Below are 15,332 nucleotides of genomic sequence, written 5' to 3' on the forward strand. Positions count from 1 at the left end.
ATCAATCATTATTGATGTATTCATTAGAAAACTAAATTACTTTTGTATTCTTAAACTTTGAAAATGAGCAAGCGAGATTTAAAAAAATATTTGAATGAACTTACTAAAGAACAATTAGAAGAGCAAATTCTTGAATTGTATGAAAAATTCCCTCCCGTAAAAGTGTATTACAATTTTGTTTTCAATCCAAAAGAGGAAACCTTGTTACAGGAATGCAAACTCAAAATCTCTCATGAATATTTTCCGTTGCAAACCAAAGGCAAAAGAAAAAAACCAAAAATGAGACGCTCGGTAGCTCAAAAATACATCAAGCATTTTATTTTATTGGGCGTAGATCCCTTTGTTATTGCCGATGTAATGCTCTATAACATTGAAATCGCCCAGACTTTCTCTGCAGAGAACCTAGTAAAACAGGAATTATTCTACAAAAGCATGTTCAATTCATTCGAACAAGCCTTGAAATTCATTATTTCAAATGGAATTATCAGTGAATTTAAAAACCGACTAATTGCCATTTGCGAAGAAGCATCAAATCAAAAATGGATGAATACCACTGATTTCAAAACAAATATTGAACTTTTGGAAGACTAAGAACCCCATTTGTAATCGATTTTAATTAATCCGTCCTATATATTTTTAAAAAAAATTGGCCGAATAACTGTTTTTTAGGCGTATTTTTGCAAAAATCGAAAAATATACAATGCATCAAGAGAGTTTAGAAATTGAAATCGAAGCCAAAAAAGAACTTTACGCTTACCAACAAGGAGACATTGACGCCATATTTGAGCGTATAGACAATGCCCCTGCACAACATCATTTATTATACCAATTGCCTACTGGTGGAGGAAAAACAGTTATTTTTTCTGAGATCGTTCGCCGTTATTTGTCACAACACAACAAAAAAGTGGTAGTGCTAACGCACCGTATCGAGTTGTGTAAGCAAACTTCAAAAATGTTAAAAGGTTTTGACGTAAAAAACAAAATCATCAATAGTAAAGTAAAAGAACTTCCAGACCAAAATGATTACTCTTGTTTTGTGGCAATGGTCGAGACTTTGAAAAACCGTATCAATGACGAAAAACTACATTTAGACAATATTGGTTTAGTTATTATCGATGAGGCGCATTACAATTCCTTCCGAAAATTATTGAAATCTTTCAAAAATGCATTCATCCTTGGAGTAACTGCTACTCCTTTGAGTTCAAACATAAAATTACCAATGCACCAAAGCTATGATGAACTAATCGTGGGAGACACCATTAGCTCATTAATAGAAAACGGTTTTTTGGCAAAAGCCGTTACCTATAGTTATGATGTTGGATTGACATCCTTAAAGGTAGGTATCAACGGAGATTATACCGTGAAATCTTCCGATGATTTGTATACCAATATGGCCATGCAAGAAAAATTATTGCATGCGTATACCGAAAAATCTTTAGGCAAAAAAACCTTGATTTTCAACAACGGAATCAACACATCTTTATATGTTTATGAGACTTTCAGGGAAGCAGGCTACGGTATTCGCCACTTGGATAACACCAGCAGCAACGAAGAACGAAAAGAAATTCTGCATTGGTTCAAGCACACGCCGGATGCGATTCTAACTTCAGTAGGGATTCTTACAACAGGTTTTGATGAACCTACCGTTGAAACCATTATTTTGAACAGAGCAACCAAATCGCTAACATTATATTTCCAAATGATAGGTCGTGGTTCCCGAAAATTACCTGGTAAAGACGAATTCAATGTAATCGATTTAGGAAATAATGCCGCCCGTTTCGGACTCTGGAGCGATCCCGTGAACTGGCAGCATATCTTTAAATCTCCTGAGTTTTACTTAGAGAATTTAAGAGATGACAGCGAAATTGAGACGCATTTCAAATATTCGATGCCACCAGAATTGCGTGCCAAATTCAGCAAAACTGCCGATGTAACTTTTGATGTAGATGAAGAACACAAACTCGCTATAGCTCAGAACTTAAGATCCAAAGTAGTTTTAGAAAAATCAATTGACCAACACGCCGCCATGTGTGTGGACAATACCGAAGAATTACAGGAAGCCAAAGCACTTTCAAAAGAATTGGAAGCCGATATCGAATACCGCGTAAAACGTTTTTCAAAATGCCTTAGTCAATGTAGCAAGAACTACAGAGAATGGCTGATGGACGATTATAAACTTAAAATGACCTTGTTAATCGGTAAAAAATACCGTGAAAAAGTCATGAACGAACTCGATTAATAAAACATCAAATTTCAACGTAGAGACGCAAGCAATGTGTCTCTATTTTGATTTATATAAATAATTTTCAGGAGCTATTCCGGCTGTCCGTTGCAATCTTATAAGCCGAACCCCGGCTCATAAGGATTTTCACTGCCATCCGGGCTAAAACAACATTCTGCTATTCAAGAGCATTTTACAATAAAAAAAACAAAAAGTATGTCAACACAATTCTCAGATTTAGGAGTTTCAAAAGGTACACTAAAAGCGATTACCGAAATGGGAATTGTAACCCCAACCGAAATTCAGCAAAAAACCATTCCGTTATTGTTAGCAAACACTACCGATATTGTGGGGCTTGCCAAAACAGGAACGGGAAAAACCGCTGCTTTTGGATTACCTTTATTACAATTGATAGACACGAATGTTGCTGCTGTTCAAGCCGTAATCCTGGTGCCTACAAGAGAATTGGGACAACAAATTTTCAATAATCTGGAAAGTTATGCCAAGTATCTTCCTGAAGTTTCAATAGCAGCCGTTTGTGGTGGAATCCCAATTAAACCGCAAATTGAAAGATTAAAAACTCCAACGCATATCGTCGTGGCAACACCTGGTCGTTTGATCGATTTGTTGCAACGAAAAGCCATAAGCCTAAAAGAAACCAAATTTCTGGTTCTCGACGAAGCCGATGAAATGGTATCTATTCTTAAAGAAGCTTTGGACGAAATCATAACCGAATTACCCAAAACATACAGAACCTTTTTGTTTTCGGCGACTATGCCTGGAACGATTAAGCAGTTAATCCAGAATTACCTAAACAAAAACGTAGTGACGATAAGCGCCAGTATGGAAACTGTCGGTAATCAAGGTATTGACCACAACTATATTGTGGTAGATCCTATAGAAAAACTGGATGTTTTAATGCATTTCCTGAATTCCAAAGATGGCGAACGCGGTATTATCTTTTGTAAAACCAAAGCTGCTGTTAACAAACTGGCAAAAAACTTGGCAATCAACAGATTTTCATCAGGAGCATTACACGGAAGTTTGTCACAGGGAATCCGTGACCGAATCATGGAGCAATTTCGTGAGGGACACATCAATATTTTGGTGGCTACCGATTTGGCCGCTAGGGGAATTGACGTAAAAGAAATCTCTTATGTAGTCAATTATCACTTGCCGGATGTCTATGAAGTATACGTTCACCGTAGCGGAAGAACGGCTAGGGCAGGGGCCAAAGGACTTTCTTTGACCGTTTTGCAACCTGAAGAAGTAGCTGAAATTGCCGATTTCGAAAGAGAATTGGGAATCCAGTTTACCAAATACAAAAAACCATCTGTTGCGAGTATTGAAGAGAACAACACGCTTTTATGGGCGAAGCAAATCTTCAAAACCAAACCGAATCACGACGTGGATGCCGAATTAAAAACAAAAATAAAAACCATTTTTCATCATCTGACCAAAGATGAATTGATCGAAAAATTGTTGGCCAATTATTTGTTGCAAAACAAAACTGAAATTGCGGAAAAGCCTGTTAAAAAATTCAAAAACTAATTACTTATAAGTTTTTCCTCCTAATATAAATTGTACTTTTATAGTCATAGTAAGTTATTAGTGACTAGTAATTAGTGATTAGCTTTTTTATAGTTTTATCTCCTGCTGACTAATCACTAATTACTAACAGCTAATCACTAATTACTAACAGCTAATCACTAATAAAAGTCAATATGCAAATAGTAATAATAGGTGGAGGTTTCGCCGGCATTAATTTAGCCAAAGAACTCACCAACCACAAAGGAATTGAAGTAACCCTTGTTGACAAAAACAATTATAATTTCTTTCCGCCACTCATCTATCAGGTTGCCACAGGCTTTTTGGAACCTTCAAGCATCAGTTATCCTTTCCGAAAGTTTTTTGCAGGCAAAAAGAACCTTCAGTTTCGTTTGGGCGAATTACAAAAAGTAATTCCTGCCGAAAACAAAATAATCCTCAATAATGGCGAATTGCATTACGACCACTTGGTTTTTGCAACAGGAGCCGAAACCAGTTATTTCGGAATGGAAAATGTCAAGAAAAATGCCATCCCGATGAAAACCCTCAATGATGCCATCGAAATGCGCAATGCCTTATTGAAAAACCTGGAAAAAGCTGCCATTTGCAAAGACATACACGAACGCAGAAAGCATTTGACCATTGTCGTAGTTGGAGGAGGCCCAACAGGAGTGGAAGTTTCCGGAATGTTTGCCGAGATGCGAAAAAACATTTTACTCAAAGAATACCCCGAATTACAAACCTCCGCCAGTAATATATATTTGGTCGATGGGGGAGATGCACTGTTATCGCCTATGAGCTTGGAGTCGCAAGCGGATACGCTCGAAGCAGTGACGCAACTTGGAGTAGTCGTAAAACTAAACACTCGTGTCGTGGATTACAAAGACGATACCGTTTTCTTTGCCGATGGAAAAACCATTCAAACCAAAAACTTAATTTGGGCGGCAGGAGTTTCTGCAAGAGAATTTGAAGGAATCCCGACAGAAAGCTACGGTCGTGGCAAACGAATGGCAACCGATGCTTTTAACAAAGTAAACGCTACCGAAAATATCTATGCCATTGGTGATACCTGCATCCAACTCAATGATGTCGATTTCCCGGGAGGTCACCCACAAGTGGCGCAAGTGGCAATCCAACAAGGATTAAACCTCGCCGAAAACTTCAAACGAATGGTTCAAAACAAACCATTAAAACCCTTCAAATACAATGACAAAGGCTCAATGGCGATCATTGGAAAAAACAAAGCCGTTGTCGATTTACCAAAACCAAAAATGCATTTCAAAGGCTTTTTCGCTTGGATGATTTGGTTATTCGTTCACCTAATATCCTTGATAACCTACCGCAATAGATTAAATACTTTTTACCATTGGATGATTGCTTATTTTTCAAAAGACCAATCGTTACGGATGATTATCAGACCAGAGAAGAGAACGAAAGGGGAGGCTTAGTTCCAAAATAGTTTTTACTATGAAACAAGTTGAAAACACCTTTATTCCAACTAGAGAAATAATTAAAAGTTATAATTAAAATAGGTATTTTTAATCCTTAATCGAAAAACTATGAAAGAAGAGGCAATAAAATTTATTACTGAAATAATAAAACCATGGGAAGAACTAAATATAAAATTCTCAACAATTGTGTCAATGAATCCTAATATAAATGATTTTATAACTTCTGCAAATGGACTGACTTTAGCAATTAAACACATGCCTGAGAATGTTTTACAAGCTGACCCAAATCAGTTAGCCAAAGAAAATAGGGCGTATGAAATAATTCATGACTTAGGCGATTCTATTAAGCATGGACAATTAAGAAGGCAAGCAAGACAATGTTCAATAAGCGTCTCAACAATGTTTGAAAGAAGTCCCAATGCAACGTTTAGATTTTTACGAAATAGAATTACAATTATGCATAATACTTACGGTAAAATTGATTTTATGGAATGTGCAATAGAAGCTTCAAAATTTGTTGCAGAAAAACTAGATGTTCGAACAAATTGGAATCCGCAAATAATTAACCGTAACGGAGAATTTTCTAATGAAATTAGTATTCATGCTAGTTCTGAAAATCAAGTATATTGGACTGGTAACGCTTTAGAATTTGTTGAATTTGATGGAGATGGAAATTATAAAAATGTAGATATGAACGGACAAGTATTATTTAGTTTGACTATAGATGATAATTTAAGTATAGGTGAAATAATAAAATAAATGAAACCCAATAGCGCGGATTTACAATCCGTGCCCACAAAGTAAACACGCTGATTACCACAACGTAATCTTGAAATTGCATGAAAATCGACACTAAAGAAATACTCGAAAATTCAGTGAATTTTTCCATTTTATTACAAGATAAACTGGCAAAGTCAAATCTTCAGCATCATAAACAAATTGTCTTTCACTCTAGTAACTTTAGAAATAGCCCGACTTTAAAGTCCCATAGCAATGAATTAGAGAAAAGTGAAATTCCGATTATATATATAATTCGAGTTAAAGATAAAAACACAGCTAAAGTTCTTATTGAAAAATTTCTCAGATTTTCAAAAGAAAACAAACTGAAAGTCAAAAATGTTGACCGCGTAAATGTCTCAAGATTTAATGGCGAAAAATCAAATGTGTTATATGTTGGGAGCTCAACAACAGATTTTGTAACCAGAATTAAAAATCATTTAGGAGTTTTAAAAAATAGAGTTTACAGTTTACATTTATCAAAATGGGATGAAAACTTCAATTATGAAATAGTCATCGATATATTTAAAGTGAAATCATTAGATAAAAACGAAGTTATTGAAAGATTTGTAGTTGAAATTATTGAACAACAAATTTGGGAAAAACTTCAACCAATATTTGGAAAAAAAAGTGGACTATAGTAACCCCCATAGCGCTGATTTGCAATCCGTGCCCGCAAAGTAAATCCAAATAATGGGCTTAATTTAGTTCAATGACATCAGTCAATTTATAGAACATACTAAAAATTAAAAACAACAACTGCTTATGAATTGGCTATCATTAGTAACAGAGTTAGAGGCATTGATTTTTTGGCTAGCAAGTCTTATTTTATTAGCACCAAAAACTCTTTATTGCATTATTAGACGTCCTAAAAAAATGATTACGGTCTTGTCACAAGAAATTGATAAACGTACAGATGATAAGTATGATGCCTATACTTCTCCAATAACATTTTGGGTTATTTTTTCCATTTGCCTGTTAATATTTCATGCTATTTTACTAGAATATATTGGATTTATAATTGGAGGCATATTCAGTGGTAATTCTACGAACATTACTGAATTCGAGTTTAATTTCTCTTCTAATCGTATTACCAAAGCTATAATTATTTCGATTTGGCCTCCTTTATTATTTTCATATATAATTCTACTGAAGAAAAAAATTATAATTACGAAAAGTAATTTAGAGAATATTTTTTACATGCAATGTTATTTGTTTGGTAGCTTTATTGCCCTCTATACAATTTTATCAATTTTCATGACTCTCTTGAATTTCATTCTACCCTTTAATATAACAAATTTCACTTCCTTACTTTACTATTATGGTATTCCAATCGATTGGCTTTGCTTAATATTGTCGCTTATTTGGTTAATTAATTCTGAGTTGCATCTATATAAATTTTACTCTGTGACAACAAAAAGAAGCACAAGTTATATCTTAATTTTGTCATCTATTTTTTCATCAATTGTGCTAGTTTGTTTGACAGGTTTGCTTTTTATAGGACTTTTTAACTGGGCTTTGTAAATGAAATTTCAACCCCGATAGCGCGGATTTGCAATCCGTGCCCACAAAGTAAATCCCCCCGCTAGCGCGAGCGTCCCGCTCGTGCCAATACAAAATCTTATTTATCACAAAAAAGCAAATTTTTATTACAAAATATTTTATTTTTTGTAATAAAAATAGCGTAAGTTAAGTTTTATAATTTTATTTTTGAAAGATTAATTAACCAATTTAAACTTTCAAAAATGACAACAACATCAGACTTAACAAGCGCGAACTCCGCTAAAAAGACAATTTCAGTGAGCGACTTAACAAGCGCGAACTCCGCTAAAAAGACAATTTCCGTGAGCGACTTAACAAGCGCGAACACCACTACAAATAAAAAATCAGTGAGCGAATCAGGTCACGCAAAGAACGTGGCAAACCTTCAGAGTTTAATCGCTTTCGTTACGGCTTACGGAGCAAGTTACAATCCAAGCAAAAACGCATTAAAACTGCCTCAGCTTACAGCACTCGCTACAGCAAGCCAGGCAAGTTTAGGAGATGTAGTAACCAAAAACACCGCTTTCAATAATAAAACAAACGAAAGGGCAGAGGCCTTTAGTAATTTAAAACCACTGGCAACAAGAGTGGTAAATGCATTGCAAATCACCGATGCCACAGCCAAAAAAGTAGAGGATGCAAAAGGATTTAATCAAAAATTGCAAGGATCTAATAAATCAAAAAAAATCGAAACACTAACCGACCCGAATGCAGAAGCTCCCAAAACTATTTCTACAAGTCAGCAATCCTTTGATCAGCAAATACAGCACTGGGCGGGATTAATTTCAGTGGTGCAATCGGAAACCAGTTATGCCCCAAACGAAACCGATTTAAAAGTGGCCGCCCTAACCGCAAAACAAACCGACCTGACTGCCAAAAACAATGCCGTTGCAACAGCATATACCGCCATAAGCAACTCACGAATCGCTCGCAACACCTTGTTCTACAAAGAAGAAACAGGATTACTGGACGTTGTCGCCGATGTAAAAAAATACATAAAATCAATCTACGGAGCAACATCCCCACAATTCGCTCAAGTAAAAGGATTAAAATTCTCTAATAAAATATAACATCCAAAAGCAAAGCAGGATAGGCAAAACCACAAATGCCTATCCTGTTTCATAAATAGTCACCACCATTTACAGTAATAGCAATACCATTTATACTTTTAGCAATACCATTTATAGTTCTTGCGATACCATTTATAGTTCTTGCGATACCATTTATACTTTTAGCAATACCATTTATAGTTCTTGCGATACCATTTATACTTTTGGCAATACCATTTATAGTTCTTGCGATACCATTCATACTTTTAGCAATACCATTTATAGTTCTTGCGATACCATTCATACTTTTAGCAATACCATTTATAGTTCTTGCGATACCATTTTCAGGTTTAGCTATCTGAATCAACAACACAACAATCTGTTTTACAGTTTTTTATAAAAAATATTCGTAAATTGCTTACTGTTTTAAACCTATCTAGTAACAAATAAAAAATCAACATTATGAAAAAGTACATTTTAATATTAGGTCTTATGTTTTCGGTAGCATCATTTTCACAAAATATTACATCTAAAATTGAGAATGCAACTCCGGCACAATATGAATTGCTTAAAAAAGCGAATGAATATTATCCAGATATTAGCTTAAGCGAAAAAGTCGTCAATTTTTATGTAGACGATAAAATAATTGACACTACACTAGAATTTGCCAAAAACGCAGAATTTAGCAGTTACAAACTAAGTATTAGCCCAGATAACAAAAGACTAATATTTGATTTTGAATCAGTCAAAAACGGAAAAATCTATGGTGCAGTTGTTGTTTTTAAAGGAAAATATGTCCGAACAACTATTAATGAAAAAACGGGTCAGTATGATGTAATGGTAAATGGTAAATCAGTCTATATGCAAAAGATGTAATCCAATAGCGGATTTGTAATCCGTGTCCATAAAGTAAATCCACGATCAAGATTATACTGTTGTTTTTCAATACTAAGAACTGAAACCTCCTGCAATTACATGAGATTTAAACAATAGCCTTAATTTGAAAATAGTTTTTATCAGATGTCGTTACAAATCCGAAGATAAGGCTTAATTTAGCCGAAAATCAGCAGTAATAAAGTAGCATTATGATTAATGGTGGTTTGCCTAATACCTACCATTTCATCATAATGATTAAAATAAATCCAATGGAAATCAAACAAAACTTCACAAAGATTCTTAAAAATAAATACATTCCAACCGCTGAGTTTTATAGCCAAATAATCGACAGTTTACAAGACTATTCCATTTTTACATTAGATAATGATTTCATCATAAACAGCTGGAGTTCTGGCTCTGCAAAAATATTTGGGTATGAAACAGATGAAGTTATTGGTGAATCTTTTGACTTAATTTTTACAGAGGAAGATTTAAAAAATGGTATTCCTAAAAAAGAAATTGAAACTGCTTTAAAAGAAGGCAGAGCAACCGATAACAGATGGCACATTGCCAAAGACAAGAGCCTTTTTTATGCTTATGGATTGGTTTTTCCTCTCATTGGTCTAAACGGAGAAATGCTAGGCTATGTTAAGGTTTTAAGGGATTTGACTGATAGGAAACAATCAGAGGATGCCATAAAAAATTATGTCAGAGAACTGGAAGATCTAAATACTCACAAAGAGAGTGTTATGGCCATCCTTTCACACGATTTGAGAAGTCCTTTGTCTGCCATTATAGGTACTGCAAAATATCTAAAAGAAAATTTCCGTAAAATGAATCCTGATACTGTTCAGGAAATGCTTGACTTGCTTCATAAATCCGCAACTGATGAATTGGAAATGTTGGACTATTTAGTGGAATGGGCAAGAATAAAATACGCATCAGACACCTTCTCTCCAACAAAATTAAAACTAACGGAATACGTTGATAAAGTTTTTGATAGTTTAAATGAAACGGCTTCTATAAACACTATAAATCTCCATCACGAAATTGAAGAAAACACTTCTGTCTTTGCCGACAGTAAAATGTTAATTTCCATCATTCAGAATATCGTTTCAAATGCAATAAAACATACCGAAAAAGGTGGTTCAATAAAGATTTCGGCTAAAAGCACAGAAGATAAAATTATTGTCCAGGTTAAAGATACCGGAATTGGAATGTCTAAAGAAATAATGGAAAAACTTTTCACACCGCAAATGAAAACACTTTCTGAAACAAGAAAACAAAATAAAGGAGCGGGTATTGGATTGTTATTGGTAAAAGGCTTTTTGGAAAAAAATGGCGGTGAAATATGGGTCGAAAGTATCGAAGGAGAGGGATCCACTTTCTATTTTACATTACTTATTGAGAAACCTTTATATAAAATAGGCAGTTCAGACGAAATTATGTTTGATGAAAGCGCTTAATTTTTGTTGTTGAAAAGGTATTACAAAAGCAATAATCGTGGTGCAAGTCATAATCCGATATCGCGGATTTGCAATCCGTAAAAAAATAAAGCTACTTGTTATAGTAGCTTTATTTTTTTATATAAGATAATTTTGAGGCATTGCAATATGCTTAGAAATCTAAGTTTTTATTCCCCATCAGGTTTGGTAACTTCAATTCGAGCACTCATCGGAACAGTCCAATCACTTGGTTTGCTTGGGTTTTTAAAAATATAATGAGGAACTGTAGGTTTTATATTTTTAAAAAGATCCAAACCTGTATTTTTAATATTCTGTACTATACATCTAGCCACTTCATTGGCACCAAAATTATTAAAGTGGGTATTATCAACCAAAGCACCTATTTGTCCAGGGAATGTGTTGTCAGGATAATAAACGAAGGCTTTTTTTGAAAGTTCATTACCCCAGCTTTGGTACAAAGAAGTTGTCATTTTAGTAAGATCTATCAAAGGAACCTGCATCTCTTGAGCCACTTTTCGCATTGCATCTGGAAACTCGCCGTGAGTAGGCTTTAAAGTCCCATTAGGATTAAAATAACGTCTTTGTATTGGAGTTATCAATATTGGAGAACCTCCTTTATTTCTAGTTTTTGTAATAAGATCCTTTAGTAATGCGGTATACACTCCCGAAGCTTCTTTCCCGTCTCCTGTTGCTTTTTCGTCATTGTGGCCAAACTCAATAAAAAGATAATCACCTGGTTCCATCAAGTATAAAATTTTATCTAATCGATATCCGGATGTAAAAGAACGGAGCGTCAAACCTGAACAAGCATAATTGGCTATCACTACATCTGTCGTCAAATAATTTGGAAAAAACTGAGTCCAAGATGCCCAAGGCTCCGAATCATGTTCCATAACGGTAGAATCTCCAGCTACATAAATTGTTTTAATTTTTGAAATAGGATAAATTTTGATGCTTTGAACAATTGATGTCCCCAAAAACTCCAAGGTTAATTTATCATCCCAATTCAGCCCCTTAAGTTCAGCAGGTTTAAGTTTAATGGTACTGTTCACATCAAATTTCGGATTTCTGACATTGACCACAAAACGTGTTGTTTTAGTTTCTTTTGCAGCAGTTTTAATTTCTCGCAACATCAATCTTCTGGACTCTGCCTTTACAGTTGTAATTCCGCTGTTGTTCCCGTCCAAAACGACCTCCACACTATAATTCCCTTCTGGAAGCTTCATCGAAAAATAGAACGGACTCTTAGCCGATATTGATTTTTCCCCAAATGTTACATTTTTATCGGATTGTAAATCAAATCCGTATCCGATGGCATTAGTATACGCAACAGCTTTATTTATGAGTGTACCTGATTTTTTATCAGTATTTCCACCAAAAGTAAATTCTTTAATAGGCGCATTGTCTTGGGCATTGGCACAGAAAAAGTGGGTCATGCATAAAAATAAAAAGATGCTTTTAAAGTGTTTCATAATTTGTGTTTCTTAAAATTATTCGATATAAACTGATTGCTAATGTACAATGATTGCTCTTATTTTTATGAAATTCGACACTCATTTTCTGATTTAGTTGAAAAAAACCTGCCAGTCAACACACAAGGATCTGACTGGCAGGATTTTTAAAAAAAATCTAATAGCTCGGATTTACACACGACCGAAAGCGAACTGACGAAGTAATCCGTGCCCATAAAGTGAATCAATAACTGGTGAAAATTAATGTCCCATCATAATCTCCTCATCACCAGAATTCATAACAGTTTTCTTTATTTTTCTTTTACCAATATTCAAAATGATAAAGGCGATAATCGTGGTACAAGTCATAATAGCAACCATCGGTACCATAGAATCTTTAACAAAAATACCCACCGCAAAAGAAGATAAAGCACCAATTCCCAATTGGGTAGCTCCCATCAATGCCGAGGCACTTCCGGTATTTTTGGCAAAAGGAGCAAGGGTCAATCCCGCTGTATTTGGGTTGGAAATACCCAAACAAGCCAAAAACAGAAACAACATTGCAATAGTACCGTACAATCCTAAATCACCATTTATTGCCAAAATCAAGAAAGTCACACTTATTGCGATTTGGGCAACCAAAGCACCAAAAATCATCTGTTCGCTAGAAAATCGTCTTAATAATAAGGAATTCAATTGACTTGAGCCAATAAAACTTACCGACATAAAAGCAAAAATCCAACCATAAACCGTGGCATCTACTTTTAAAATATCCATAAACAAAATCGGGGAAGCGGCAACATAAGTGAACAATCCAGAGAATGCAATCGACCCTGTCAAAGCATAGGTGTAAAACTGTGGTACTTTGATAATCGCCACAAAATTGCTGATAATTGGTTTCGGTTTCAATGAAATAGTGTGATCTGGTTTGTGTGTATCAGGCAAACCCAATTGTGAAGCAATAAGCACAAAACCTCCCAAACACATTAGTATATAAAATATGGGATGCCAACCGTAATAAGTGGTTACATAACTCCCAATGGTGGGTGCCAACATTGGCGAAAGCCCTAGAACCAGCATTAATTTGGACAAAACATTGGGAATTTCCTTTACTGGAAACAAGTCCCGAACCATTGCAACCGAAGCCACGGTAGCGGCACAACTCCCAACAGCCTGAACAAACCGAAGTCCTATAAAAACATGAATGTCGGACACTACGGCACATCCAAAAGAAGCCAGAATATAAACTAGAAGTCCAATAAACAATGGCTTTTTTCGACCGAAACGATCCAGTAACGGCCCATATAATAATTGCCCAAAAGAAATCCCGATAAAATAGCTGGATAACGATTCTGAAACCAAAGTTACACTAGTATGAAGATCTTTGGCAATCCCCGAAAAACTGGGTAAATACATATCAATTGAAAACGGTCCAAGCGCCGTCATGGAACCTAAAATTAATATCAGCTGAATGTATTTTCCTTTTGTCATAATCTTTTTATCTTTTGCAAAGATAACATATTGAAATATCATATTAATGTCCATAATAGGCATACCAATGAATGGAACTTTGCTTTTTTTTACTATCTTTCTGTTTGAAAATTAATAGAATCCCATTTCAAACACTAAAATAATAGAACAATGGAACCCGAAATTTTCTCAACAACTCCTGACTACGAAATTGTAACGACCCGAATTGTAAACGCATCAATAAATCTTGCTTTTAAAGCTTGGACCGATCCAAACCATCTAAAAAACTGGTGGGGCCCGAAAGGATTCACAAACACTTTCAACGAATTTGACTTACGCCCCGGGGGAAAATGGAGCTTTATTATGCACGGCCCAGACAAAGGAAATTATCACAATGAAGTTGAATTTATAAAAATTGACGAACCCAATCTGATTTTTTGGAAACGCCATTCAAAACCGCTTTTTAAAGTTCTTGTCACATTTGAAGAAATATCCAACGACAAAACTAAGATAGTTTTTAAAATGATTTTCGAAACAGCTGAAGAAAGCAATAAATTAAGACCATTTGTAGTTGACAAAAATGAAGAAAACTTTGACAGACTTGAAGATGAGTTGATAAAAATGGTTTTATAAAACAATTCATACCAGATAAAAGGAGGGAAGCTTTCTTTTAAATAAAACATTCCAAACAGTAAATCACTAAATACTTATCAGATAGCTTTCCTTGTATATTTTTTGGTAAACATCTTTACTAAACATAAAAAGTTGCGAAGGCTTTTTGGAAACACCCACTTGCTTTTCGTCTAGCTCAATTAGATATTTTTTAGTTAGCAATTTCCTTCTAAAATTTCGATTATCGATTTCAACGCCCAATATGCATTCATATACATCTTGTAACTCTTTAATAGTGAACTTATCAGGTAAAAGCTCAAAAATGATAGGCTGATATAATGATTTAGCTTTCAAATCGGTATATGCTTCATTGATAATCGTTTTATGGTCAAATCCCAATTCAGGTAAATCATTTACAGGAAACCATTTTGGCTTATGTTGATTGTTTTCTATATCAACCTCATGTGTTTTTACTAAAAAATAATAAGCAATAGTGATAGTTCGCTCATTGAAATTTTCACTTTTTGCCCAAATAACATCTTTCTCATTCATCAAACGGTTGGGATCCCCAAAAACCTTAAATTGCTTTTTGTACAAATTATCCAATCCCGTAAGTTCCCGTAAAACCCGCGTTGCCGTATCATCAATAGTCTCATTTTCCAGTGTATGATATCCGGTTAACACATAGTCATTGACTAAAACTTCATGATTTTCTTCGGATTCTAGATAACGATCTAATAACAATACATTCAATGATTTTGTATTGGCATCAAATCCAAAAACCACGCAGTCTACAGATATGTTGGGGATTATTTTAGGCATCATGAAGAGAACTAGATATAATTAATAAACACTTTATAGAACAATTA

Annotated in this window: 15 protein-coding genes; 11 read left to right on the forward strand and 4 right to left on the reverse strand. The window is 34.7% G+C overall.

The window, feature by feature from the left end; all coding sequences use genetic code 11:
• Nucleotides 1-63 precede the first annotated feature (63 nt).
• From DOS84_RS14640 to DOS84_RS14675, 8 genes are all read left to right on the forward strand, one after another.
• Entirely contained in the window at nucleotides 64-591 is a 528-nt protein-coding gene (locus DOS84_RS14640; protein WP_111410865.1) for a DUF6155 family protein, read from the forward strand.
• 109 nt (nucleotides 592-700) lie between these two features.
• Nucleotides 701-2,239: a DEAD/DEAH box helicase gene (locus DOS84_RS14645; RefSeq protein WP_111410866.1), complete on the forward strand. Its 1,539-nt coding sequence runs from the start codon at nucleotides 701-703 to the stop codon at nucleotides 2,237-2,239.
• 198 nt (nucleotides 2,240-2,437) lie between these two features.
• Nucleotides 2,438-3,772: a DEAD/DEAH box helicase gene (locus DOS84_RS14650; protein ID WP_111410867.1), complete on the forward strand. Its 1,335-nt coding sequence runs from the start codon at nucleotides 2,438-2,440 to the stop codon at nucleotides 3,770-3,772.
• A gap of 173 nt (nucleotides 3,773-3,945) precedes the next feature.
• Nucleotides 3,946-5,217, forward strand: coding sequence for an NAD(P)/FAD-dependent oxidoreductase (locus DOS84_RS14655; protein ID WP_111410868.1), 1,272 nt, complete (start codon nucleotides 3,946-3,948; stop codon nucleotides 5,215-5,217).
• A 111-nt stretch (nucleotides 5,218-5,328) separates the two neighbouring features.
• Nucleotides 5,329-5,979: a hypothetical protein gene (locus tag DOS84_RS14660; protein WP_111410869.1), complete on the forward strand. Its 651-nt coding sequence runs from the start codon at nucleotides 5,329-5,331 to the stop codon at nucleotides 5,977-5,979.
• A gap of 80 nt (nucleotides 5,980-6,059) precedes the next feature.
• Nucleotides 6,060-6,638, forward strand: a complete 579-nt coding sequence (locus tag DOS84_RS14665; protein WP_111410870.1) for a hypothetical protein — start codon at nucleotides 6,060-6,062, stop codon at nucleotides 6,636-6,638.
• A gap of 124 nt (nucleotides 6,639-6,762) precedes the next feature.
• Entirely contained in the window at nucleotides 6,763-7,521 is a 759-nt protein-coding gene (locus DOS84_RS14670) for a hypothetical protein (RefSeq protein ID WP_111410871.1), read from the forward strand.
• Nucleotides 7,522-7,742: 221 nt separating this feature from the next.
• The gene (locus DOS84_RS14675) at nucleotides 7,743-8,609 is read left to right on the forward strand and encodes a hypothetical protein (protein WP_243636380.1); all 867 of its coding nucleotides are present in this window, start codon (nucleotides 7,743-7,745) and stop codon (nucleotides 8,607-8,609) included.
• Nucleotides 8,610-8,658: 49 nt separating this feature from the next.
• On the opposite strand, the gene DOS84_RS14680 is transcribed toward DOS84_RS14675, so the two are convergent.
• Nucleotides 8,659-8,958 (reverse strand): hypothetical protein, encoded by a 300-nt coding sequence (locus tag DOS84_RS14680; protein ID WP_124020650.1) that lies wholly within the window; start codon nucleotides 8,956-8,958, stop codon nucleotides 8,659-8,661.
• Nucleotides 8,959-9,050: 92 nt separating this feature from the next.
• Between DOS84_RS14680 and DOS84_RS14685 the strand changes: the two genes are divergently transcribed.
• Both DOS84_RS14685 and DOS84_RS14690 read left to right on the forward strand, forming a co-directional pair.
• Complete coding sequence (locus DOS84_RS14685) at nucleotides 9,051-9,464, forward strand: hypothetical protein (RefSeq protein WP_111410873.1); 414 nt, start codon at nucleotides 9,051-9,053, stop codon at nucleotides 9,462-9,464.
• A gap of 269 nt (nucleotides 9,465-9,733) precedes the next feature.
• Nucleotides 9,734-10,930, forward strand: coding sequence for a PAS domain-containing sensor histidine kinase (locus tag DOS84_RS14690; protein WP_165830450.1), 1,197 nt, complete (start codon nucleotides 9,734-9,736; stop codon nucleotides 10,928-10,930).
• Between the two features lie 167 nt (nucleotides 10,931-11,097).
• Here DOS84_RS14690 and DOS84_RS14695 read toward each other — a convergent pair whose 3' ends face one another.
• Both DOS84_RS14695 and DOS84_RS14700 read right to left on the reverse strand, forming a co-directional pair.
• Complete coding sequence (locus tag DOS84_RS14695; protein WP_111410875.1) at nucleotides 11,098-12,402, reverse strand: rhamnogalacturonan acetylesterase; 1,305 nt, start codon at nucleotides 12,400-12,402, stop codon at nucleotides 11,098-11,100.
• Between the two features lie 240 nt (nucleotides 12,403-12,642).
• A complete protein-coding gene (locus tag DOS84_RS14700) occupies nucleotides 12,643-13,872 on the reverse strand; it encodes a multidrug effflux MFS transporter (protein WP_111410876.1) in 1,230 nt (409 codons plus the stop codon).
• A 150-nt stretch (nucleotides 13,873-14,022) separates the two neighbouring features.
• Here DOS84_RS14700 and DOS84_RS14705 point away from each other — a divergent pair, with 150 nt between their 5' ends.
• Complete coding sequence (locus DOS84_RS14705) at nucleotides 14,023-14,484, forward strand: SRPBCC family protein (RefSeq protein WP_111410877.1); 462 nt, start codon at nucleotides 14,023-14,025, stop codon at nucleotides 14,482-14,484.
• A gap of 66 nt (nucleotides 14,485-14,550) precedes the next feature.
• On the opposite strand, the gene DOS84_RS14710 is transcribed toward DOS84_RS14705, so the two are convergent.
• Nucleotides 14,551-15,288: an NUDIX hydrolase gene (locus tag DOS84_RS14710; protein ID WP_111410878.1), complete on the reverse strand. Its 738-nt coding sequence runs from the start codon at nucleotides 15,286-15,288 to the stop codon at nucleotides 14,551-14,553.
• Nucleotides 15,289-15,332 lie beyond the last annotated feature (44 nt).

This window comes from Flavobacterium aquariorum (genome assembly GCF_003254745.1).
Classification (GTDB): Bacteria; Bacteroidota; Bacteroidia; order Flavobacteriales; family Flavobacteriaceae; genus Flavobacterium; species Flavobacterium aquariorum.

What these genes read in the sequence shown, in the direction of transcription:
- DOS84_RS14640 (WP_111410865.1), top strand. Translation starts at nt 64, where the DNA reads ATGAGCAAGCGAGATTTAAAAAAATATTTGAATGAACTTACTAAAGAA.
- DOS84_RS14645 (WP_111410866.1), top strand. Translation starts at nt 701, where the DNA reads ATGCATCAAGAGAGTTTAGAAATTGAAATCGAAGCCAAAAAAGAACTT.
- DOS84_RS14650 (WP_111410867.1), top strand. Translation starts at nt 2,438, where the DNA reads ATGTCAACACAATTCTCAGATTTAGGAGTTTCAAAAGGTACACTAAAA.
- DOS84_RS14655 (WP_111410868.1), top strand. Translation starts at nt 3,946, where the DNA reads ATGCAAATAGTAATAATAGGTGGAGGTTTCGCCGGCATTAATTTAGCC.
- DOS84_RS14660 (WP_111410869.1), top strand. Translation starts at nt 5,329, where the DNA reads ATGAAAGAAGAGGCAATAAAATTTATTACTGAAATAATAAAACCATGG.
- DOS84_RS14665 (WP_111410870.1), top strand. Translation starts at nt 6,060, where the DNA reads ATGAAAATCGACACTAAAGAAATACTCGAAAATTCAGTGAATTTTTCC.
- DOS84_RS14670 (WP_111410871.1), top strand. Translation starts at nt 6,763, where the DNA reads ATGAATTGGCTATCATTAGTAACAGAGTTAGAGGCATTGATTTTTTGG.
- DOS84_RS14675 (WP_243636380.1), top strand. Translation starts at nt 7,743, where the DNA reads ATGACAACAACATCAGACTTAACAAGCGCGAACTCCGCTAAAAAGACA.
- DOS84_RS14685 (WP_111410873.1), top strand. Translation starts at nt 9,051, where the DNA reads ATGAAAAAGTACATTTTAATATTAGGTCTTATGTTTTCGGTAGCATCA.
- DOS84_RS14690 (WP_165830450.1), top strand. Translation starts at nt 9,734, where the DNA reads ATGGAAATCAAACAAAACTTCACAAAGATTCTTAAAAATAAATACATT.
- DOS84_RS14695 (WP_111410875.1), bottom strand. Translation starts at nt 12,402, where the DNA reads ATGAAACACTTTAAAAGCATCTTTTTATTTTTATGCATGACCCACTTT.
- DOS84_RS14700 (WP_111410876.1), bottom strand. Translation starts at nt 13,872, where the DNA reads ATGACAAAAGGAAAATACATTCAGCTGATATTAATTTTAGGTTCCATG.
- DOS84_RS14705 (WP_111410877.1), top strand. Translation starts at nt 14,023, where the DNA reads ATGGAACCCGAAATTTTCTCAACAACTCCTGACTACGAAATTGTAACG.
- DOS84_RS14710 (WP_111410878.1), bottom strand. Translation starts at nt 15,288, where the DNA reads ATGATGCCTAAAATAATCCCCAACATATCTGTAGACTGCGTGGTTTTT.